The sequence below is a fragment of the Serratia sp. D1N4 genome (assembly GCF_054552755.1).
Genome location: NZ_CM137274.1, coordinates 2894808 through 2915531 on the forward strand (window position 1 = coordinate 2894808; position 20724 = coordinate 2915531).

At 55.7% G+C, this 20724-nt stretch carries 19 protein-coding genes; 7 read left to right on the forward strand and 12 right to left on the reverse strand.

Features of this window, described 5'->3' with window-relative positions:
• Positions 1–10: 10 nt before the first annotated feature.
• The 3 genes from ACX1CU_RS12720 to ACX1CU_RS12730 are packed head-to-tail and all read right to left on the reverse strand — an operon-like array spanning position 11 to position 3000.
• Positions 11–1012, reverse strand: a complete 1002-nt coding sequence (locus tag ACX1CU_RS12720) for a LacI family DNA-binding transcriptional regulator (protein ID WP_459398681.1) — start codon at positions 1010–1012, stop codon at positions 11–13.
• A gap of 57 nt (positions 1013–1069) precedes the next feature.
• Entirely contained in the window at positions 1070–1630 is a 561-nt protein-coding gene (locus tag ACX1CU_RS12725) for a HutD/Ves family protein (protein WP_459402802.1), read from the reverse strand.
• A complete protein-coding gene (locus tag ACX1CU_RS12730; RefSeq protein WP_459398682.1) occupies positions 1630–3000 on the reverse strand; it encodes a formimidoylglutamate deiminase in 1371 nt (456 codons plus the stop codon). Before ACX1CU_RS12730 ends, ACX1CU_RS12725 begins: the two co-directional genes overlap by 1 nt.
• Positions 3001–3194: 194 nt before the next feature.
• Between ACX1CU_RS12730 and hutC the strand changes: the two genes are divergently transcribed.
• The 3 genes from hutC (at position 3195) to hutG (ending at position 6086) form a co-directional block, all read left to right on the forward strand.
• Entirely contained in the window at positions 3195–3932 is a 738-nt protein-coding gene (gene hutC / locus ACX1CU_RS12735; RefSeq protein WP_459402803.1) for a histidine utilization repressor, read from the forward strand.
• Between the two features lie 136 nt (positions 3933–4068).
• The gene (gene hutI / locus ACX1CU_RS12740) at positions 4069–5289 is read left to right on the forward strand and encodes an imidazolonepropionase (protein ID WP_459398683.1); all 1221 of its coding nucleotides are present in this window, start codon (positions 4069–4071) and stop codon (positions 5287–5289) included.
• A complete protein-coding gene (hutG, locus tag ACX1CU_RS12745) occupies positions 5286–6086 on the forward strand; it encodes an N-formylglutamate deformylase (protein ID WP_459398684.1) in 801 nt (266 codons plus the stop codon). The genes hutI and hutG overlap by 4 nt, the downstream gene beginning before the upstream one ends.
• 158 nt (positions 6087–6244) lie before the next feature.
• Here hutG and ACX1CU_RS12750 read toward each other — a convergent pair whose 3' ends face one another.
• From ACX1CU_RS12750 to ACX1CU_RS12765, 4 genes are all read right to left on the reverse strand, one after another.
• Positions 6245–7192, reverse strand: a complete 948-nt coding sequence (locus ACX1CU_RS12750; protein WP_459398685.1) for an FAD:protein FMN transferase — start codon at positions 7190–7192, stop codon at positions 6245–6247.
• Positions 7173–9383: a PepSY domain-containing protein gene (locus ACX1CU_RS12755; RefSeq protein ID WP_459398686.1), complete on the reverse strand. Its 2211-nt coding sequence runs from the start codon at positions 9381–9383 to the stop codon at positions 7173–7175. Before ACX1CU_RS12755 ends, ACX1CU_RS12750 begins: the two co-directional genes overlap by 20 nt.
• A 21-nt stretch (positions 9384–9404) precedes the next feature.
• Positions 9405–9875 (reverse strand): DUF2271 domain-containing protein, encoded by a 471-nt coding sequence (locus ACX1CU_RS12760; protein ID WP_459398687.1) that lies wholly within the window; start codon positions 9873–9875, stop codon positions 9405–9407.
• 243 nt (positions 9876–10118) lie between these two features.
• Positions 10119–10493 (reverse strand): PepSY domain-containing protein, encoded by a 375-nt coding sequence (locus ACX1CU_RS12765; protein ID WP_459398688.1) that lies wholly within the window; start codon positions 10491–10493, stop codon positions 10119–10121.
• A gap of 133 nt (positions 10494–10626) precedes the next feature.
• Between ACX1CU_RS12765 and ACX1CU_RS12770 the strand changes: the two genes are divergently transcribed.
• The 4 genes from ACX1CU_RS12770 (at position 10627) to ACX1CU_RS12785 (ending at position 15031) form a co-directional block, all read left to right on the forward strand.
• The gene (locus ACX1CU_RS12770) at positions 10627–11286 is read left to right on the forward strand and encodes a response regulator transcription factor (RefSeq protein WP_459398689.1); all 660 of its coding nucleotides are present in this window, start codon (positions 10627–10629) and stop codon (positions 11284–11286) included.
• Between the two features lie 2 nt (positions 11287–11288).
• A complete protein-coding gene (locus tag ACX1CU_RS12775; RefSeq protein ID WP_459398690.1) occupies positions 11289–12644 on the forward strand; it encodes an ATP-binding protein in 1356 nt (451 codons plus the stop codon).
• Between the two features lie 270 nt (positions 12645–12914).
• The gene (locus tag ACX1CU_RS12780; protein ID WP_459398691.1) at positions 12915–14450 is read left to right on the forward strand and encodes a serine hydrolase domain-containing protein; all 1536 of its coding nucleotides are present in this window, start codon (positions 12915–12917) and stop codon (positions 14448–14450) included.
• Between the two features lie 413 nt (positions 14451–14863).
• Positions 14864–15031 carry a hypothetical protein gene (locus ACX1CU_RS12785; RefSeq protein WP_459398692.1) on the forward strand — a complete coding sequence of 56 codons (168 nt, stop codon included), beginning with the start codon at positions 14864–14866 and terminating at the stop codon, positions 15029–15031.
• Positions 15032–15100: 69 nt separating this feature from the next.
• Here ACX1CU_RS12785 and ACX1CU_RS12790 read toward each other — a convergent pair whose 3' ends face one another.
• From ACX1CU_RS12790 to ACX1CU_RS12810, 5 genes are all read right to left on the reverse strand, one after another.
• The gene (locus ACX1CU_RS12790) at positions 15101–15976 is read right to left on the reverse strand and encodes a nucleoside-specific channel-forming protein Tsx (RefSeq protein WP_459398693.1); all 876 of its coding nucleotides are present in this window, start codon (positions 15974–15976) and stop codon (positions 15101–15103) included.
• Between the two features lie 353 nt (positions 15977–16329).
• A complete protein-coding gene (locus ACX1CU_RS12795; RefSeq protein WP_459398694.1) occupies positions 16330–16602 on the reverse strand; it encodes a hypothetical protein in 273 nt (90 codons plus the stop codon).
• A gap of 72 nt (positions 16603–16674) precedes the next feature.
• Positions 16675–17568 (reverse strand): aromatic amino acid DMT transporter YddG, encoded by an 894-nt coding sequence (gene yddG / locus ACX1CU_RS12800; RefSeq protein WP_459398695.1) that lies wholly within the window; start codon positions 17566–17568, stop codon positions 16675–16677.
• 90 nt (positions 17569–17658) lie between these two features.
• Positions 17659–19029 carry an APC family permease gene (locus ACX1CU_RS12805; protein ID WP_459398696.1) on the reverse strand — a complete coding sequence of 457 codons (1371 nt, stop codon included), beginning with the start codon at positions 19027–19029 and terminating at the stop codon, positions 17659–17661.
• Positions 19030–19156: 127 nt separating this feature from the next.
• Positions 19157–20575 carry a glutamine synthetase family protein gene (locus ACX1CU_RS12810; protein WP_459398697.1) on the reverse strand — a complete coding sequence of 473 codons (1419 nt, stop codon included), beginning with the start codon at positions 20573–20575 and terminating at the stop codon, positions 19157–19159.
• Positions 20576–20724: the final 149 nt, after the last annotated feature.

Consider the following 20724-nt stretch of genomic DNA (forward strand, 5'->3'; position numbering starts at 1 on the left):
GAGCAGGTTGTTACATCGAATCGCGCATCAGCAACGGGCAGGCAACCCGCACCGTTTCCTTGTGCGTAAGCTGATTAATCAGATGCAACGCTGCCTGACGCCCCAATTCATAATGCGGTAACTGCACGGTGGTTAACGGCGGTTGGAACAGCTCGCCAATCCCTACCATATTGTCGTAACCCAAGACCGCCACCTGTTCAGGGATTTTCCAACCTTGAGCCAGTAAGGCTTGATAGACCATAAACGCCACACGATCGTTACCACACACCACTGCATCACAATCCTGCACGCCTGGGGAGAAATGCCTGGCCAAAATAGTGACAGCGTCACGGTAATGTTCATCCCCTCCGCTGAGATCCAAGTGATATTGACGCAGTTGCGCCATATCGCCACCGGCTTCGCGCCAAGCGCGCTCTAACCCACGCCGCCGCAGCCCGGCCGCTAAGGTATTTTCCGGCAGTTGAATGCACAATGGTGCACGGTAGCCGCTAGCGATCAACGCCCGCATGGCATCGTACTGGCCTTGTTCATCATCGGGAATATAGCTGGCGACAGAGCTTTCTGGGCTGACACAGTTGGCCAGTACCAGTTGTTGGTCCAGCAATTTAGCCGGAATGGTGACCTGACGCAGGCCCATAGTGGTAAAGATCACGCCGTCTGGCCGGTGCGCCAGCAGCAGATCGACCATCTGTTCGGCATTATCGTCGGCAAACAGGTTGACCACAAAACTGTTCCAACCCTGTTCACGGGCGGTTTTTTCAATCGAGAGGATCATGTCAACCGAGAACGGTGTGGTTGCCGTATCGAGCGCCAGTACGCCAAGGGTTTTCACCCGGCGACTGTCGCCACGAATACGCCGTGCCGCAAGATCCGGCACGTAATCCAGTTGATCAATCGCCTGCTTTACGCGCTGGTAGGTATCCGGCCGAAGTTTGCCGGGTTCGTTGATGGCGCGGGACACCGTCATCAACGATACGCCAGCGAGTTTTGCAACATCTTTCAGCGAGGCCATGCGCCCTTCTCTGTCTGGGATAGAAAGTCTGATAATCCCATAACTTAGCCACAGACTCTAGCGGGCAGTGATATCCGCCCACAGTGCAATCGCCCCATCTCGTGGCGAAAAGCGCAGCGATCGCCGTTGCTGTTGCCACCAGCAGCCCTGACGTTGGCTCAATGGGCTACCATCCTCAAGTTGCCACTCGCCCTGCAACACATACAACACGCCAGCATGTGATGCTGGGGCAATCACCTCAGTCGTGATGCGCCGAACGTCGGCGCTACAGCGCCCGCGCCGCGTCATAATGTTGAAATCCTGGCTGCTGCCGCCGAGCAAAAATGCCTCCAGCGCTACATCACCAGAAAAAGCAAACGGCTCCCCCAAATGCTGCAAACGATGGTCGATCTGGCCCGCGCTATACAGATGCACACCATCGCCTTCCAGCAGGGTGATTGAGCGATCGATACCGTTAAAGGCCGAAAACGGACCATCTTGCGCGATAGTGGCAATGCTGGCGCGCCAGTCAAAATCGGCATTGCCCGGCGGTTGGCTGGTGATCTCACGGGTTTCACCGCCGCCGTTGCGCCATGTACTCACCGGCAGACTGGTAAAATCAAAACGGTTCAGGCTCATCATGCCTCCTGTTGGAAGGTTTTCAGCACTTGCAGAAACTCGGCGCTGCTCTGCTGTTGCAGCGCGTGGCGCCCCTGCTCAATCACCTGACGGCCCGCCACAAATACGTCGCGGATCTGCTCTTTGCCCCCGGCAAACAGCCAGCGGTTGAGGATGGATTCATCCGGTGCCGCAGCCAGATACGGGTCGTCACCGTCCAGCACCAGCCAATCCGCACGGTAACCCACCGCCAGTTGGCCGATCGCCGTACCGCAAGCCTGTGCGCCGCCCTGTAACGCCTGCTGGTAGAGCACATCGCCCACCGCAGGTTGTTCCGGCGTGGTCAGGCGATTGCGGCGCTGATCGCGCAGCCGCTGGCCATATTCAAACCAACGCAACTCTTCCACCACGTTCAATGAAACATGGCTGTCCGAACCAATCCCCCAGCGCCCTTGATGATGCAGATAGCTATCACCGGGAAAGATGCCGTCACCCAAGTTGGCTTCGGTGGTCAAACACAGCCCGGCGACCGCTTTACTGCGCGCCAGTTGTTCCAGTTCCTCACGATCCAGATGGGTGGCATGCACCAGACACCAGCGGCTTTCCACCGGCAGGTGCTCATACAGCCAGGCCACCGGGCGTTGGCCGCTCCATGCCAGGCAGTCATTGACCTCTTTTTGCTGTTCCGCAATATGGATATGCACCGGTAAGGCAGAATCCGATGCGGCCAAAACCTGCTGCATCTGGCTAAGCTCCACCGCCCGCAGCGAATGGAAGCACAACCCATGGTTTTGCAGCGGTTGCCCGGCCAGTTGGCGAGCAATAGTCTGCTGCTGTGCCAAATAGCTATCCACATTCTGAATAAAGCGTTTTTGCCCCGCTTGCGCGGGCTGAGCACCAAAACCAGCATAGCTGTAGAGCACCGGCAGCAGCGTCATGCCAATCCCCGCCTGCTGCGCGGCCTGGCTAAGGCGGCCAGTCATTTCACCGCGATCGGCATAAGCTTTACCGTCTGGGGCATGATGCAAATAATGAAACTCTGCCACCTGGGTATAGCCGCCCTTGAGCATTTCGATATACAGTTGACGGGCAATCACCTCAACCTGCTCTGGGGTTAAGCGCTGCACCAGCCGATACATCAGATCGCGCCAGGTCCAGAAACTGTCTTGCGGATTGCCTGCCACCTCTGCCAAGCCAGCCATCGCGCGCTGGAAAGCATGGGAATGCAGGTTTGGCATGCCCGGCACCACATCACCGTGCAAGCGCAGGCAATCGGTAGATTCGGCATTCGGAGTAACCTGGGTCAGTTGGCCGTGCACATCGACATCGAGCCGCACGTTGTGAGCCCAACCGGACGGGATCAGTGCGCGAGAAGCAAAATAAGCAGGCATAGCAGTATTCCAAAGTAGGTGTAACAGCTAAGAAAGCGCGGCAGGCGCATAGGTTAAAATTTTGTGAACCAATCTCACTCATCGGGTGAATTGGCCCTACTTGTATATACATATACATATGCCAACATCAACAGTAAACTGATGTTATTATTTTTTTATTTGACGAGGTTAACGTCGTGGTAGATCAACAGATCATGTTGCAACTGGCTGCAGCAATGAGCGATACGCCCGCCCCGATCTATCAACGGGTCAAACAGGCGATAGTGAGCCAAATCCGCGCAGGCCACTGGCAACCGCACCAGCGAGTGCCCTCTGAAAGTGAACTGGTGGCCGAACTTGGCGTCAGCCGCATGACCATCAACCGTGCTTTGCGCGAGTTGACCAGCGAAGGCTTTCTGATCCGCATGCAGGGCGTCGGCACTTTTGTCGCGGAAGCGAAGGCGCACACTGCCTTGCTGGAAGTGCACAATATTGCCGATGAGATTGCCGCACGCGGCCACCGCCACAGCAGCAAAATCCTGGAGCTTAAGGCCCGACCGGCAAGTGATGAAGAGGCAGCAGCGCTCGGCATTCAACCCGGCCAGCCCCTGTTTTATTCGCAGATCGTTCATTACGAGAATGACATCCCGGTGCAGATAGAAGATCGCTGCGTTAACCCGCTGGTCGCACCGGATTACATGAAGCAGGATTTCGATCAGGTCACGCCCTATATTTATCTCATGCAATCAGCGCCGCTGACCGCCGGTGAGCACATCGTGGAAGCCGTGGTGCCCACGCAACACGAGCGTGAGCTGTTGCAATTAGAGGCTCATGAACCGGGCCTGTTGATCCACCGTCGTACCTGGTCAGGAAAGACGGTGGTGACCTCCGCCCGTTTGCTGTATCCGGGCAGCCGCTACCAGCTGTTTGGCCGCTTTACCAATCAGGTCTGAATTCCGCCGGGGCAAACGCTGCCCCGTGCTTCATCACATTCTCATAACAAATTCTTATCCCCTCTCTTGTAGCATCCCGACGAATGCGTTAGCTTGGTTTTAATTGTATATACAACCATGTGGGAGCAGGAACACCATGACGTCTGAGATCCACTGTGACAGCCTGTGGCACGGTGCCGATATTGTCACCATGCGCGACGGCAAATATCACATTATCAGCAATGGCGCGATCGCCGTGCGCGACGGCAAGATTGTCTGGATAGGCGAAGAGGCCACCATGCCGGTGCTGGCAGCGGCTAAAACGGTGCGCTTCGACGGCGGGATCGTTACGCCCGGCCTGATCGATTGCCACACGCATCTGGTCTTTGGCGGCAACCGCAGCGCTGAATTCGAACAGCGTTTAAACGGCGTAAGCTATGCCGAGATCGCCGCGCAAGGCGGTGGCATCATCTCCACGGTAAAAGCCACGCGTGACGCTGAAGAAGCACTGCTATTAGAGCAGGCGCTGTTTCGCCTGCGGCCGCTGCTGGCAGAGGGTGTAACCTGTGTAGAGATCAAGTCCGGTTATGGCTTAACGCCGCACAGCGAACTGAAAATGCTGCGCGTAGCGCGCCAGCTAGGCGAGTTATTACCGGTTGAAGTGAAAACCACCTGCCTGGCGGCACACGCACTGCCACCGGAATACGCTGGGCGGCCCGACGACTACATCGATCTGGTCTGCCATACCATCATCCCAGAAGCGGCGGCGGCAGGTTTGGCGGATGCGGTGGATGCCTTCTGCGAACATCTGGCGTTCTCTCCGGCACAGGTCGAACGGGTGTTTAACGCCGCAGAACAAGCCGGGTTGCCGGTCAAACTGCACGCCGAGCAGCTTTCTGCTCTCGGTGGCAGCGCGCTGGCGGCACGCCATCACGCCCTTTCTGCCGATCATCTTGAATACGCCACCGCAGAAGACGCTGCCGCCATGGCCGCCTCTGGCACAGTAGCTGTGCTGCTGCCGGGGGCTTACTACATGCTGCGTGAAACCCAATGCCCGCCGGTCGAGCTGTTCCGCAAACACGGCGTGCCGATAGCAATCGCCAGCGATGCCAACCCCGGCACTTCGCCAGCGCTATCGCTGCGCTTGATGATCAATATGGCCTGTACGCTGTTCCGCCTGACGCCGGAAGAGGCGCTGGCAGGCGTGACGCTGCATGCCGCCAAAGCGCTGGGGTTGCAGGCCAGCCATGGCTCACTGGAGACCGGCAAGGTGGCAGACTTTGTTCACTGGCCGCTGGCACGCCCGGCGGAACTGGCTTATTGGTTGGGCGGCCAACTGCCCTGCACGGTGATTTTCCGAGGAGAAGTACGTCAATGATTTGCGATCCCTTTGAGTTCCACAGCGGTAACCTGCCGCTGTTGATTAGCATTCCCCATGCCGGTACCAAACTGACTCCGGCGGTTGAACGTGGTTTGAGCGATGATGCACGGCCATTGCCGGACACCGATTGGCATATTCCACAGCTGTATGATTTTGCCCGTAAGATGGGTGCCAGTATGTTGGTCGGTAACTATTCACGTTTTGTGATCGATCTTAACCGCCCCGCAGACGATAAACCGCTGTACACCACCGCCACCACCGGTCTGTTCCCTGACGTGTTGTTCGATGGCCGCCCGAGTTTTCTGCCAGATCTTGCCCCGAGCGATGAAGAGCGTGCGGGCTACTTGCAGAACGTTTGGCAGCCCTATCATCAGCAGTTGCAAAACGAACTGGCGCGGCTGAAAGCCCAGCACGGCTATGTGCTGCTGTTTGATGCACACTCCATTGCTTCGGTGATACCTCGGCTGTTCGACGGCAAACTGCCGGATCTCAACCTGGGAACCAACAGCGGTGCCAGTTGCGCCCCTGCGATGAGCGATCGGTTGGTTACCTGTTGTGAACAACAGCAGCAATTCACCCACGTGCTCAACGGGCGCTTTAAGGGCGGTTATATCACCCGCGCCTATGGCCAGCCGCAGAAAAACCAACATGCGGTGCAACTGGAGCTGGCGCAGGTGAATTACATGTCAGAACAGTATCCATTTGCGTTTGACGCACCGCGCGCCGCGCCATTACAGCATCTGCTGCAACAGATGATTGAAGGCATGCTGGCCTGGGGCGAACAGCAGGCTTAACCTTTCCGCTTCGGTGCTAATTGATGCACCGAAGCTTTCTCCCTCCATCTCTGTTTCATCCAGTACCTGCCGCAGCGTGATCTTAAGGTTCGAGCGCGCACACTTAACTATTATGGTTCGCCATCAGCGCAATTTTGCACTGTGCCCACTCGGTAAGGTTAACAGGAAAACAGCGGCCCACAGCCCTTGGAACTAATGCCTCCAACCTCATCCCGCGTCAGGAAAAGCACGCTCAGCCCTTGCCTTAGCGCTAGCGGTTCCCCAAGCTCGGGGCCGAGTACCATAAAAGCGGTGGCCCATGCGTCTGCCTCAGCGCAGGTGGGAGCAATGACTGTAACTGAGGCGAGTGAGGAGATCAGGGGAGCGCCCCGCCGGGGGTCCATCGTGTGTGACAGACGACGCCCCTGAACGTTCACCCAATGCCGATAGTCGCCGGAGGTAGCTACAGCTGCATTCTGTAAAGACAGGATCGAATGGGGCGCACGGCATGCCACATTTGGCATTTCGATAGCGATCGTCCAGCACTCACCATCAGGACGCAGGCCAAGCGCGCGCAATTCACCATCTATTCCGACCAACCCAGCCTCAATACCAAAAATCCGTAACGTTTCCGCTAACTGATCCACACCGTACCCCTTCGCGATACCGTTTAGATCGAGCGAAATAGCCCCCCGCTTACGCACAAGATTCCCTTGCAGCTCAAGCATCTCGTATGCTGGCCGCCGCCGCACGGCCATCGCGCTGCGGATATTCTGCACATCCGCCGCATCCGGGCCGAAACCCCAGGCGCGCACGGCATCACCCATGCCAATATCAAAGGCATTACCCGATGCCCGGCCAATGGTCAAACCAAGGGCCAGCACCTGGGCCAGTCTGTCAGGAACCGTCACAGATTCGCACTGCGGAGTTTGGTTCAGTCGCATCAGGTCGCTGGCTGGCTGCCTGGTAGACATTTGCCTATCTACCTCATCTACCGCCTTCTGCAATGCTGCTTGTAGAGGAGCGGGATCGAATCCTAACGGGGCAAAGAACAAAGCAGACCAACGCGTACCCATGGTGGGGCCGTTCAACGCGTGGCGGATCAGGTCAGTAGATGTCTTCAACATAGCGTTTCTCTGCCTTCAACATCGCAAGCGTCAGCCCAGCAGGTTGCAGGATATCAGTCAGCGCTTCGGTAACGCCATAAGCCATATCACGCCCACCGCAAACCATAATTCTGCCCCCTTGACGGATGGCTTCAAGCACCTGCGCCCCTTCCCGGCGAAGTACATCTTGTACATATTGCTGCTGGTGACCTCCGCGTGAGACAGCAATAAAGAGCTGCGTAAGCCGCTCCTCGGCTTGCCAGTTTGACAGTTCATCACGATAAAGAAAGTCGCTGTCAGGGTTACGAAGCCCAAAAAACAGATGGATCGGGCGCTGCTGCTTATTATTGCGGATAAAGCCTGCCAGTGGGCCCACACCAGTGCCTGCACCGATCAGGATCAGGGGTTTGCGGCCCCGGCCAACGTGAAAGCCGGGGTTACTGCGAAAGTATCCGCGCACAGTCTGGCCGGGCTCCAGAGCCGTAAGTTGACCTGAAGAGAGGCCACCGACGTGCTTGCGCACGACAATTTCGATGAAACCGTCGCTTGTGCTGGAAGCCAGAGAGTAGAGGCGTGGTACTGCCGATCCCTCAGGTAGGATACCCAATAGATCCCCTGCCTCGAACCGCACAAACCCCTGCCTCGTTAGACGTTGCCAGAACGAAGCTTTCGGCAATGCAAAGCGCAGGATCGCCATCGGCACCTGAACCGCGGCCCCGTAATCGCGCCTCCCTAGCAGAGTCAGTACCTTAGTGGCAGGCAACACCGGTTGGTGGACGAGTTCAAGTTCGATCCCCAGCGTGTGCCCTAAGGTTCGTCCCCAGCGGGTGAAATCCTGAGACGACTGACGGTCAATGGCCTCAAAGGGCAGCAGCAGCGGCCATCCCTTGGCACGGGCCGCATCCTCCACCGCGACGGCAAAGGCGCAGAAAGAGGGGAAACTGCGGTCGCCAAAGCCCAGCACAGCCAGGGGGGCAACTGGGGGTTCCTGCATACTCTGGATCTGGTTGAGGAACCCTTTGGCCGAGGCGGGCGTATCGCCATCTCCATAGGTGGCGGCAAGGATCAGAAAGCGTTGCGCCTTGCCATAGCGCATGGGCGCGAACCCGCTCATGTGCCCCACATGCACCGAATGCCCCACCTCGCGCAAAGCCTTTGCCAGGGTCGCTGCGAAGCCCCAAGTGCTGCCGCTTTCAGAACCAACCAGCACCACGGTGTCGGCCTTTGCGGCTGGAGCATTGCCTTTCAGGCGAGGGCGCCGGCGCTGCCCAGCCAGCCAGGTAAGGCCGCCGGTCACGATCATAGCGGGAACACACAGGGCCGCCAGGCCAAGGATGAGCCCCAACACGGCCGCGCCCTGGCCGGTATGTAACAGGTAGACCGTCTCAGATATGTGTTGTCGGAGGCTCAGATCCTGCCACATCAGCATAGCTCCGGTTCCCTGATCCACATACCCCATGCCCCGGTGGGTTCTGATGGTGAATATATCCTGCGGATCTCCAGAAGCGGGGAAGCTCAGTTCGCGAAGTTCGGATACGGGCATGCTGCGTAGAATGTCCATATTCGCTGGCATAAGACCGGTCAGGCCACTGACCACGGCTGGCATATCAAGCCCCGGTTCTTCTACTACAACTATCTCGAAAGTCTCGGCCGACATCCAAAGCGCGGTGACGGAAGACAACACCAGCCCTAACACCGCGACACGAGCAATTTCGCTGTGTAACCGCCCCGCCAGTGGGCCGCGCAGTTGAGTGAACCAACGCCGCCAACCGCCAGTACGCCGCACGATTAGCAGCCCGCCCGAAATGCTTAGAACCAGCATCGCCAATGCTCCGGCAGCTGTTGTTAACCGGCCTCCATCACCTAAGAAGAGCGACCGATGCAAGGTGGTCAGCCAGCGCCATAGCGGAGCAGGATCGGCAGCAGCCAGATCGCCGCCGGTGGCCGGATCGATGAGTGCCGATCCTGGTTGGTTGTTATTGAACCACCAGGCGCTAATCTGCCCTGAGGGAGCACGCTTAATTTGCTCGAGGCCAGGGTGAGCCATCTGCACCCGTGTAGCCAACTCTGCCACTGTCAACCCTGCATCCGCCTGCGGACTCTGAACAGTTTCGAGTGCCGGAGAGAGTGACAGTGCAGCGCCGCTCAAAGCCGTCACGAACAACAAGGCGGCTAGCACAATACCCAGCCAGCAGTGCAGGATGCGTATCATTGCAATTGCCTCCGCTCAGGATCATAAACCGTAGGTAAAGTCGGCGATATATTGACGCCCCGTAACGAGCTGACCAGCGCCAACTTTGGTCAATGGCAGAGCAACCTCGCGCGGGCTGTCCCGCATCTTCTCTACGGCGGCATCAATGCAAAGCGTGTAGCCAGCGTCAAATAAGGCATCTGCTAAATCAACGGTGACCTCCAGGCTACGGCCAGCACCGACGCTGGCACCCGTGATGCCATTGATTTGGGATCGGTTACCACCGGTAGCCCGATGCCAGTCTGTCAAGTGCTTGTAGTATTTCGACTTCCCGCCTGCCACCCACAGAGTACTCACGTAAGCGCCTGAAGCATCCGTAAGATAAAAGGCAAGGTAGGCTCCATCGCCCCCATAGTTTTTAAGTGTGGTAGTTAAGGTAACCGGGCGTGCCATGGACAGGCCAGGCAGCGCCAAAGCCGTAGACAAAACTATGCAAGATATAAGTCTTTTCATGGGTGAAATCCTGATACATGTTTTTGGTGTAGGTACTTGAACGTTGCGTCGGGTTTGACGATGGACTTTTTAAGCTTCTCTTATCGTTGTGCCCCCCTGTGTTTTCTGGAGCTCTCGGGGTTGTAATTACTCCGCTACCTCCTGAAGAAACTGTCATCCCTTGTTGGGTGAGCCAATGCGGGCGGTTTGCGACGCTCGACAGGCCTCTACTCGTCGTTGTTGCCGTAGAACCTAACACCGCGCTCACTCCTCTTTTGTGTCGGTTTGCGGCGTTATGGGGGGAATACTCTGCGGCTTGTCCGTCTGATTGCGTGCGTCAGGTAGATAGCGTGACAATTTGGCACCGGCGCGGAAACGAACCTCCAGTTTTAGGAGTGCCAGCGTTGACGGATCGATCTTCAGCTTGATCCGATTGCCCTCGCTGTCACGACCACGGATCTCGTAGCAACCATCGTCTATGTGCAGCCGTTCAGTAACAAAGCCCATTTCAGTGACATGAGCGGCAACCGTATCGCGCGATTGCCATTCGGCCATGGGGCGGCGACAGTCGTCGCTCGCTAGTGCAGCACCACTGGCTATCAGTGCGATCACGATGGTTATAGGAAAGAGTGATTTCATCGCTGTGTTCCTTTATCCTTGATGTTACTAAGGATGCTCTACTAACGTGACCGCAACCTGAACCTCGAGCGAAAAATGCTTCAGCTTCCCGTAAGGTGTTCATTGTGAGGGCTCCATATCAAGGGAGAATTCAATGCGTATCCTGCTGATTGAAGACGATGCTGTTCTTGGCGCCGCTGTTCGCGACCAGATTGCGGGTGATGGTCATTCAGTGGACTGGGTACAGCGACTTGACGCTGCTGACAGCGCGATTGCCTGCGTGGCTTACGATCTCGCTCTTCTTGACCTCATGCTTCCCGATGGTAGAGGGCTTCACTTCCTACGACGTCTACGAACACAAGGCAGTGCCATACCGGTTATCATCCTGACAGCGCTCGATCAGGTATCTGATCGAATTGAGGGGCTGAATGCGGGTGCAGACGACTACTTGGTGAAGCCCTTCGATCTAACCGAACTGTCGGCGCGGGTTGGATCGGTTGCACGCCGATATCGCGGCAACCCCAACCCTATCATCATCCATGGGGCTCTCCAGATAGATCTCACCGCTCGCAGCATTCATCACAACGGCCACCCGGTGTCGCTAACTGCGCGCGAATGGGCGCTGTTCGAGGCCTTTTTATCCCACCCCGGCCAATTGTTCTCCAAGCCGCAGCTTGAGGATAAGCTCTACGCCTTCGATGCTGAGATTGAGAGCAATACGATCGAAGTGCATGTTAGCCGCCTGCGCAAGAAGCTAGGCGTCGGGATCATCGAAACCGAACGGGGCCTTGGTTATCGCTTGAGGCAAGCATGAGGATGCCACGCAGTCTTCAGCGATGGCTGGGACTTTCGCTGGGGGTCCTGCTGACCATACTGTGGATCGGCGCAGCTTCAGTGACCGCGATCCTGGTTCGTCAGGCCATGGAGGCGGTTTTCGACTCGGCCTTGCAGGAAACGGCGCAGCGCATTCTGCCACTTGCCGTTACGGATATTCTTGGGCGTGAAGAAGAGGGGGTCACTCAGCGCCTGGCCGAAATCCACGCACACGACGAATTTCTCACTTATGTGGTGCGCGATGAGCGGGGACGAATCCTGCTTCAATCACACGATGCCGATCCAGGAGGCTTCCCCCCTTGGGATGGCATCGGCTTCAGCCAGTCCAACACTCATCGACTCTACAGCGAAGAGGTGCTGCAAGGTTCGATCCGGATCACTGTTGCCGAACCGCTGGCTCGTCGTAATACGGTGGCGCGGGAAATCCAGATGATGCTGGGATTGCCATTGCTGATTTTTCTACCCATCGCGCTGTTGTCCATCATATTTGCAGTCCGAACCAGCCTTGCACCTTTGCGCCGCTTCCGCGACGGGTTGGCTACGCGTGGCGCAAACGATCTGTCACTGGTACCTGTTGATCGTCTCCCGGCTGAGGTTGTCCCTGTGGCAAACACTCTGAACAGGTTGCTTAAGCGGCTCGCTGTAGCTTTCGAAGCGGAGCGCAGCTTTACCGCTAACGCGGCTCATGAACTGCGTACGCCACTTGCTGGTGCTATCGCGCAAGCTCAACGCCTACAGGCAGAAACAAGCGACCCCGCAGCCAAAACGCGCGCGACTGGGATTGAGGTGACACTCAAGCGCCTGACGCGGCTCTCAGAACGCCTGATGCAACTGGCTCGGGCCGAAGGGGGGCGATTGCGTCTGGCGCACGCCACAGATCTGCGCCCTATCGCACACATTTTGACGAAAGATCTGTCGCGGATGGTCGGTGCGGAGCGGATTTCCCTAGAGTTGCCGAGCGCGCCTCTGATATCAAATCTTGATCCCGATGTCTTCGCGATTATCTATCGCAACCTTGTCGAGAATGCACTACGTCACGGAGCCGAAGGAACCGCTATCGAAGTCTCACTCGACAGTACAGGGAGGCTGACCGTCGCTAATGATGGCCCCGTCGTGCCAGATGAAATCCTTGCCCGCCTGACGAACCGCTTTGAGCGTGCGGAAAGCGGTACTGAGGGCAGTGGGCTTGGGCTGGCGATAGTTAATGCAATTGCGCAACGCATCGGTGGTGCGCTTGTGTTGAAGTCGCCGAGAACCGGACACCATTCTGGCTTCGAAGCGTCCTTGACGATTCCTGTCATAAACGGAAGCGCGGAGTTTCATCATCAATGGTCTTGAAAATCGAATATTTCCCCCGCCAATTCCATCTATTGCCAGCCGCCTGATCTTGTTTCCGAATCTGTTGTTATCACTGCAATTTGCGTACTGCATCGCAATTTTGATGGAAAGATAACCAGCGAATCTGCACAGCGCACAAAACAGCGGCCTACACATTTTGCCGTGCGCGACAATCTGGCGAAAACCCGGCCATGCTTCAGCCCAGACTCAAGCCGCTGTATCCAGATACCTGAAGCCGAACGGGAACAACCATCAGCTCTGGAGGCAACTATGTTTGACACCCCGCTAAACTGGCGCGCTGCGCAGGCAATGTCCGTTGGGCTGTTGGCCGACTGGCAAACCGCGGGCGAGCCCGGTGGGGCAATTATCCTGTTTGACAGCACAAAAAACCAGGCAGTGGTCTGTGCGGGATTAGCCGATCTGGCCCGCAATGAACCTTTTACTGCCGACAGCGTGGTGCGCTATGCCTCTATCACCAAACACATTTTTGCCGCACTGGCGCTTAATGCAACCGATAACGCCATCCACCTCGACGATCGGTTAGGCGACCTGCTGCCTGAACTGGGTGAACAACTGGCAAACGTGACCGTCGGCCAGGCGCTGGATATGACCAGCGGCCTGCCGGACGTGCGCGAAACATTGGGCTTGCTTGGGATCTCCGTCAATACCGTCAGTGATGCGCAGCCGGTGCTGGAATTTATCCGCAGCCTAGGGCGACTCAACTACCCGGCGGGCAGCGAAGTCGCCTACACCAACACCGGTTACCGTTTAGTGGAAGCGGCGTTAAACGCCAAGGGATATGATTTTAACGCTTTGGTGCAGCAGCATCTGGCGCGCCCGCTTGACGTTCAGCTACAGGCTCCAGAAAGCTGGTTCGATGTGGTACCAGGATTGGTGCCCGGCTATTGGCACGCCGCGCAAGGTTGGCAACAAACCAGCAGTGGGCTGCATCTTTCGGCTTCTGGCAGCCTGACCGGCAGTGCCAACGCCCTCACCCGCTGGCTGCAATCTTTGCTGACAGACAGCGGCCCCGGTAAAGGCGTATTGGCGCAACTTAGCGCACCACGCAGGCTCAACCACGGCCCAGCCAGCCGCTATGGGCTCGGGCTGGCACAAACGCCTCTTGGCCGCCAAACCCTGTTCGGCCACGGGGGTTCCCTCGCCGGTTATAAAAGCTACTTTTTGTTAGCCCCTGAACGGCAAGCCGGTGCCTTGTTGGTGGCCAACCGCGAAGACTGCGACAGTTTTAGCATGATTTTGCAGGTAATGGCCGCGCTGTTAGGCGAAGCTTTACCCGAACGCAGTAGCGCCATCCCCGATGGGATCTACGCCACCATCGCCGAGCCTTACTGGCTGGAAGTGAAAGACGGTAACGTTGCCTACCTGGGGACCAGCGAACCGCTTTATCAAAGCGCCGACGGCTATGCCGTTTCGCTTTCTGCTCATCTACCGATGCGCCTGAAATGGACCGGAGAAGCGGTCGAGGGGGAAGTTGGCCATCTGGAACACAGTTTCTTGCCGGTGACCACCGACCTCGGTTGCCTGAAGCAGGTACAGGGCATTTGGTATCACCCGCAATACCGCACCGCTTTCGAGATCCGTGGCAACAAAATCCATATTGGTGTTGGCCCCGCCGCACAAGTTGGCACGCTGAGTTCTCTCGGTAACGGGCGGATGCTGGTTGAAAGCCAAGACGGCCCATGGCTCAAACGTTTTTGTCTCTATTTTCGTGGCTACAGTGTGGACTTGATCGCCAATCGCAGCCGAATCTTAACGTTCAAACGTGACATGACCGCGCACGCTTAACGTTGTCTCAGGATCCGATATCGGCCAATCGGCACAGCACATCATATTCACCGTGGTTATTCATGCCAAAATGCTGGAAATTTATTCATGCGTGAAACTATTCATAAAAACCGAATAAATTTCGCATATTTTTCTTGCGGCAAAATAGGCCATCCAGTACTTTGTTCTGGTCACTAAAAAGAGTTAGCGTGCTCTTTTTCGTTGCACCTCAAAATACTGTTTTATGTCATCAGAAAGTGATGATATTCGTTATTTCCCGCCTTTCCGTGCGGGATTTCTTTTTGTCAGTTACTGTTATTTTTCGTGCTCTTTCTTGAGCTTTTTTAGGCGCTAAACTAAATTTCAGCACTCACAAACCTTAACCTCCCGCGGTGGCCAGGCTGGCAACGGGTGGGCGTTCAGGAGTTACAGCCATGCAAATGACCCTTATGGAATACATCACGCAATACTTCAATGGCGATCTCTATCGCTATGCCCGATATGAAGGTGTGAGCCGTGAGCAAATTCTCAAATGGATAAATAACGAATGTTATGTCGTCAAAGGGAAATTGGTCATGCCGGTTAAGCATTTGCCCGGTTGAGTCAACATTGTAACGGAGACAAAAAACCCCGTTTGAACGGGGTTTTTTGCTATTTGATACCACGGAAAATCAGAAGTTATAACCGACAACCGCGTAGTAACCCCAACCCGTAGACTTGATTGGGCCCTGCGGTGTACCGATATCAACCCCATCCTGCCATTGACCACCGTTATGGAAGTAACGGGCAACGAACGAGTAGTGCCAGTGATCGTAGTTCAGCGCCAGCACGTGGCTGGAAGCGATAGAATTGCTGGTGCGAGCCTGACGGCCATTAACGGTGAAATCGTTCTTACCCAGATCGGAACCAAAATCAAAGTTAGTGAAACCGATATAGCTCAGGTTGCCGCCCCACATCTGAGTCAACGGTACAAAGTATTTCACTTTGAAACGGTAACCATCCCAACTGTCTTCATTCGCCGCACCGTAGTTCTGCCACTGATATTTGGCATAAATGTTCATCGACAGGCTGATTGGCAAACCCGTATCGATGTCAGTCCCTAGCCCCATATACCAAGTGCTCTGGCGCGATTCGTTGTTGCGCCCCATGTCATAGATATAGTTGTTGGCGAAATACCACTCTTTAAACGGCCCAAAGCTCAGATCGGCCCCGGTCAGTTTGTCGATCGAGAAACGCGGTTCGATCTCCATAAACAGCGGTGAACCGTTATCCCAAATACCCCGGTTTGGCGTATTGCCGGTACCAAAGAATTTCGGCACATCCACGTAGCCATAAAAATCCAGCCAGTCTTTCTTGGTGTAGGCTTCGTACTCCAGATACACGTCATTGTTCAGTTGTGGTCCGAAGCGGGTGTGGTAGCTACCCACCACGTTGACACTCTGGTGCCACCAATCTGAAACGAACTGGCTATCTTTGCTATCCGCCATTGATGATGTGCTGTAAGACGCAGTGAGAAGCACACCTGCTGCGAGAGCGATTTTTTTCATTTTATTACCACATGCTTAAAGGGCCATTGGCGGCCCGTTAGAAAGATGACGATGAGTCTGGTGTAACGAACGGTTAATCCGACGCGCGCATTATAGAAACCAGCGGGTGCAAGAATCTGTGATCCAGTGAGATATTTTACGATAAGGTAATCGATTGCGTTCTCATTTTTTGAATTATTTTTCATTTGTATTCATATTCAATGTGATACCCATCATTAAAAAAGGGTTTTAGCACGGGATCTGTACCCTTTATCTACGGCCCGTGGAATTAGCCGGATTCAGAATAATGGCGTAAAAAAGCCGACTCTGGTGTCGGCTTTAACTCGAGGGTTGGTACTGTGCGAAACGGTGAACTAGCGCACTCCGGGAAGCGCCTTGGCAATATTCTCCTGGCGGAATACCACTTCATCCCCCCTGGCAATTTCCCAACGGGCGACCGGAATGTCGGTCTTGGGTGCCGCAACCACTACGGAACCATAAATCAGCTTATCGTCACGGCGCAGAATAACCACATCCAATTGATATTCGTGCAGTAAGTTAGCGGTGGTCAAGCGCACAATGTCGCCGGTAATGAAGCTGTGCCCGTCAAGCGCAGGTTGCTGAATAAACTGAATATCATTTCTCATTTTTCACGTTCCTTCAGGCAGAACACTTAATTTGAGATTAGCTTAAATCCATCACTTCGCGAATCACCAAGCTTAACCTGCGCGCGTGGCTCGCCAGCAAATTAGTGAACCGACAGTGACCATGGCCACTCCCTGCCAGAAGTTAATGGTCAGCGATGTGCTGAGAACCACGGCGGCAAATACCGCCGACAGCACCGGCGTAAAATAAGAAACCGTGGCCAGCAAGGTCATGTTGCCATGCAGGATCCCGACATTCCATGCCGCATAGCCTGCACCCATGGCGATCCCGGCAGACAGCAATGCCACGCTAACCGGCAGGCTGAAATGCATACCGCTTTCATTACTGAACGGATATTGCAGCCACAGGGCCAGCGCGGTCAGCGTAATAAACAGCACCACCGCATTTTTGCCCTGGGCGATCCTCTTGGTAACGTTGCAATAGACCGCCCAAATCACCGCACCGCTGAACGCCAGCCCATAGCTCAGGGGATTACTGCGCACATTGACCAGCATTTGCGCCGGAGACCATCCCCCATCGCCGCTCATGATCCAACCGATGCCAAACAGCGATAACAGTAGCCCAGGGATCACCCACCATTTAGCCTTCTGACCATTGAACAGGATCGCCATCAGCACGGTAAAACAGGGCCACAGATAGTTGATCATCCCCACTTCAATCGCCTGCATGCGGTTACTGGCATAACCCAAGGACAGAGAAAGACAAATCTCGTAGGCCACAAACAGCAGGCTGCCAATAATCAGGTAAGAACGGGGGAAATCACGCAGCTTCGGGATACCCATCACGATCAGCAAGAACAGCGTGCTCACGCTGTAGATCATCGCCGCGCCGCCTACCGGCCCCAAGCCTTCGCTGACGCTGCGGATCAGGCCGACCACGCTGCTCCACAGCACAATCGCCAGCAGGCCAAACAGGGTTGCTTTATGGGATACGGACAGCGTGGGCATCAGAGTGGGATCCAGTCATTAGTTTTGCAAGGGCTTCACTCTACTGGCCTGAAAGGTAAAAAGAAAGGCGGGAAAACCCGCCTTGCATGATTACTGCTGTGGCTGCCGCTCAAACTGTGGCGGCGGCTGGCGGAAACGACGGGTGAGGTACACCAAGTAGGCAAACCCCAGTGCCGCCCAGATCAGCCCCATGGTCAGCGAGCTTTTCTCCAGGTTCAGCCACAGGACGCTAACCGTCAGTGCCCCCACCAGCGGCAGGATCAGGAAGTGGAAACGATCCTTCCAGGTTTTATTGCGCCCTTGACGGATAAAGAAGTGGCTGATCACCGAGAGGTTAACGAAGGTAAACGCCACCAGCGCACCAAAGTTGATCAATGCGGTGGCGGTGACCAGATCGAAGGATATGGCAGACAGCGCCACCAGCCCGACCATCAGCACGTTAAGCGCAGGCGTGCGCCATTTAGGGTGTACGTAGCCGAAGAATCTTTCTGGGAACACGTTATCGCGCCCCATCACGTACAGCAGCCGCGAAACGCTGGCATGAGAAGCCAAACCGGAGGCCAGCGTATTAATAAAGGTGGTGCAGAGGAAAATCGCCTGGAACAGTTTCCCGCCCACATACAGCGCAATTTCTGGCAGCGCCGCATCGGGCTCTTTAAAACGCTCTATATTGGGGAAAAACAGCTGAATAAAGAATGACACGCTGATGAAAATCACCCCGCCGTACAAGGCGGTGAGGAAGATCGCCTTGGGGATCACCCTGGCAGCATCCGGCGTTTCTTCGCTCAGCGTAGTAACGGCATCAAAGCCCAGAAACGAGAAACAGAGAATGGTCGCACCGGTGATAATCGGCACCAAATGGGCATTTTCACTGACGAAAGGTTGCAGGCTCCAGACTGTACCCACCCCTTCGCCATTATGCAGGCCATGCACCACTAGGAAGATAAACACCACAATAATCACCACCTGGGCCAGCACAAACAGCGTGTTGAAGTTGGCAACCACATTGACGCTTTTCAGGTTGATCGCCGTCATGATAATCACAAAACCCACTACCCAGATCCACGGAGGCACTTCGGGGAACAGCGCGGTGAGGTAAATCTTCGCCAGCAGCGTATTGATCATCGGCAAGAACAGATAGTCCAGCAACGACGACCAACCGACCAGAAACCCAACGTGCGGGTTAATCGCTTTTTGCGCGTAGGTATAGGCAGAACCCGAGGTGGGAAACTGGCGCACCAGCTTACCGTAGCTGATGGCGGTAAACAGTACCCCCGCCAGCGCCAGCAGATAGGAGGCCGGAACGTGGCCATCCGTTACGCCAGAAACAATGCCGAAAGTGTCAAACACCGTCATCGGCGTCAGGTATGCCAGGCCCATCATTACCACTTGCCACAGTTTTAATGTTTTACGCAGTTGCGGTTTGCCCGCGCCATTACGGTCGATGGCACTTATCGTCATGGGTTATTCCTCGCCGGCGTCCTGTACGCCAAGTTGGAAGAAAGTAGTCACCGCTGCGCACGGCTTCGCCGGGCCACAGGGAACCCGCGGGAATACGCCGGGCGCGCGGTGGGATAGGCTGAACGCCTCAGGCGTTTTTCAGCATCCACTCGATTTCGGTTTCGGTGATCAGTCGTTCAAACTGCACCAGTTCATCGGTCTTGCAGGCCAGATAGACATGGCTGAATCTTTCCCCCAGCAGCGCATTCAGCACCGGCTGGTGTTCGAACTCATACAATGCATCGCTCTGGCGAATGGGGAACGGTAAACCTTCCTGCTCCAGGCCGTTGCCGGTCACCGGCTCAAGCAGCGGTAATGAGGTGTCGAGGCCGTACACCATCCCGGCCAATATCGCCGCCATCACCAGATAAGGGTTGGCATCAGCCCCCGCCACGCGGTACTCCACGCGGTGGCTATCGCGATCGCCGCAGGGAATGCGCAGTGCAACGGTGCGATTATTGTGGCCCCAAGAAGCCTGCGTCGGCACATACATGCCGGGTTGGAAACGGCGATAGGCATTCACATTGGGTGCCAAAAGCGCCATAGAGGCAGGCATCAGGGCGATCATCCCCGCCAGCACCTGTTTTAGCAGCACGGAGTCTTCACCATCGTCGTCGGCAAACACGTTGTTGCCTTGATTGTCCAGCATGCTGATATGCACATGCATACCGCTGCCCGCGTGCTCTTCATAAGGCTTGGCCATAAAGGTGGCCTGGATGTTGTGCTTCTCTGCCACCATGCGTACCAAGCGTTTCAGCGCCAGCGCGTGATCGCAAGCCAACAGCACGTCGTTGGTGTGATGCAGGTTAATCTCAAACTGGCCGGGTGACGCTTCCGCTACCGCACCGTCTGCCGGGATCCCCTGCAAACGTGCCAGTTCATCAATCTCACTCAGCACATCGGCAAAGTGATTGAGGTTATCCACCGAATACACCTGGCTTTGCGTGTTGCGCTCCTGGGTGCCGGGCGAACACGGCGGTTGCAGATAACCTTCTGAATCGCGTTGGCGATCGATGAGATAGAACTCCAACTCTACCGCTACTACGGGGGATAACCCGCGCTGACGCAAACGCTGCCACAGCTGGTTCAGCACATTACGCGGTTCAACGTCAAAGGGAGTACCATCTTCATCCAGCATGGTGAGCAGTACCTGCCCGATATATTCCGGATCGGCCGCCGACGGCATCAGGGTTCCGGCGACCGGGACACAGATGTGATCCGGCTCACCCAACTCTTGCCCTAACCCGGCCTCTTCCACCACGTTGCCCAGAATGTCCATTGCAAACACCGAGGCCGGGAAGTAACAGCCTTTCTCCAATTTGCCCAAGCCAGCAACCGGGATACGTTTACCACGGAAGCTGCCGTTGAGATCGGTCAGTAAAACATCGATATGCTGGGTTAACGGATAACGTTCCAGATACTTCTTCACTTCGCGCTGGAACGCGCTACTTCGCCTTTCTTCATTGTGCTGCACAAAGTTTTCCACTTCTACGATGTTGGTTTGCATGATTCACCCGTCGTTGTGTTTGGTCTGTGGTTCTCACACTTATTGCTTTCGATGTTTATTGACCATCTTGCTCAATATAATGTCCACCAATGAAACATAGATGCAACAAAATTGTTTTGCAAGTGTTACTTTTGGTTTGAATATTGGCC

Bases quoted from the DNA above. Each gene is read 5' to 3' on its own strand.
- ACX1CU_RS12720 (WP_459398681.1), bottom strand. From the start codon at position 1,012: ATGGCCTCGCTGAAAGATGTTGCAAAACTCGCTGGCGTATCGTTGATG.
- ACX1CU_RS12725 (WP_459402802.1), bottom strand. From the start codon at position 1,630: ATGAGCCTGAACCGTTTTGATTTTACCAGTCTGCCGGTGAGTACATGG.
- ACX1CU_RS12730 (WP_459398682.1), bottom strand. From the start codon at position 3,000: ATGCCTGCTTATTTTGCTTCTCGCGCACTGATCCCGTCCGGTTGGGCT.
- hutC (WP_459402803.1), top strand. From the start codon at position 3,195: ATGTTGCAACTGGCTGCAGCAATGAGCGATACGCCCGCCCCGATCTAT.
- hutI (WP_459398683.1), top strand. From the start codon at position 4,069: ATGACGTCTGAGATCCACTGTGACAGCCTGTGGCACGGTGCCGATATT.
- hutG (WP_459398684.1), top strand. From the start codon at position 5,286: ATGATTTGCGATCCCTTTGAGTTCCACAGCGGTAACCTGCCGCTGTTG.
- ACX1CU_RS12750 (WP_459398685.1), bottom strand. From the start codon at position 7,192: ATGTTGAAGACATCTACTGACCTGATCCGCCACGCGTTGAACGGCCCC.
- ACX1CU_RS12755 (WP_459398686.1), bottom strand. From the start codon at position 9,383: ATGATACGCATCCTGCACTGCTGGCTGGGTATTGTGCTAGCCGCCTTG.
- ACX1CU_RS12760 (WP_459398687.1), bottom strand. From the start codon at position 9,875: ATGAAAAGACTTATATCTTGCATAGTTTTGTCTACGGCTTTGGCGCTG.
- ACX1CU_RS12765 (WP_459398688.1), bottom strand. From the start codon at position 10,493: ATGAAATCACTCTTTCCTATAACCATCGTGATCGCACTGATAGCCAGT.
- ACX1CU_RS12770 (WP_459398689.1), top strand. From the start codon at position 10,627: ATGCGTATCCTGCTGATTGAAGACGATGCTGTTCTTGGCGCCGCTGTT.
- ACX1CU_RS12775 (WP_459398690.1), top strand. From the start codon at position 11,289: ATGCCACGCAGTCTTCAGCGATGGCTGGGACTTTCGCTGGGGGTCCTG.
- ACX1CU_RS12780 (WP_459398691.1), top strand. From the start codon at position 12,915: ATGTTTGACACCCCGCTAAACTGGCGCGCTGCGCAGGCAATGTCCGTT.
- ACX1CU_RS12785 (WP_459398692.1), top strand. From the start codon at position 14,864: ATGCAAATGACCCTTATGGAATACATCACGCAATACTTCAATGGCGAT.
- ACX1CU_RS12790 (WP_459398693.1), bottom strand. From the start codon at position 15,976: ATGAAAAAAATCGCTCTCGCAGCAGGTGTGCTTCTCACTGCGTCTTAC.
- ACX1CU_RS12795 (WP_459398694.1), bottom strand. From the start codon at position 16,602: ATGAGAAATGATATTCAGTTTATTCAGCAACCTGCGCTTGACGGGCAC.
- yddG (WP_459398695.1), bottom strand. From the start codon at position 17,568: ATGCCCACGCTGTCCGTATCCCATAAAGCAACCCTGTTTGGCCTGCTG.
- ACX1CU_RS12805 (WP_459398696.1), bottom strand. From the start codon at position 19,029: ATGACGATAAGTGCCATCGACCGTAATGGCGCGGGCAAACCGCAACTG.
- ACX1CU_RS12810 (WP_459398697.1), bottom strand. From the start codon at position 20,575: ATGCAAACCAACATCGTAGAAGTGGAAAACTTTGTGCAGCACAATGAA.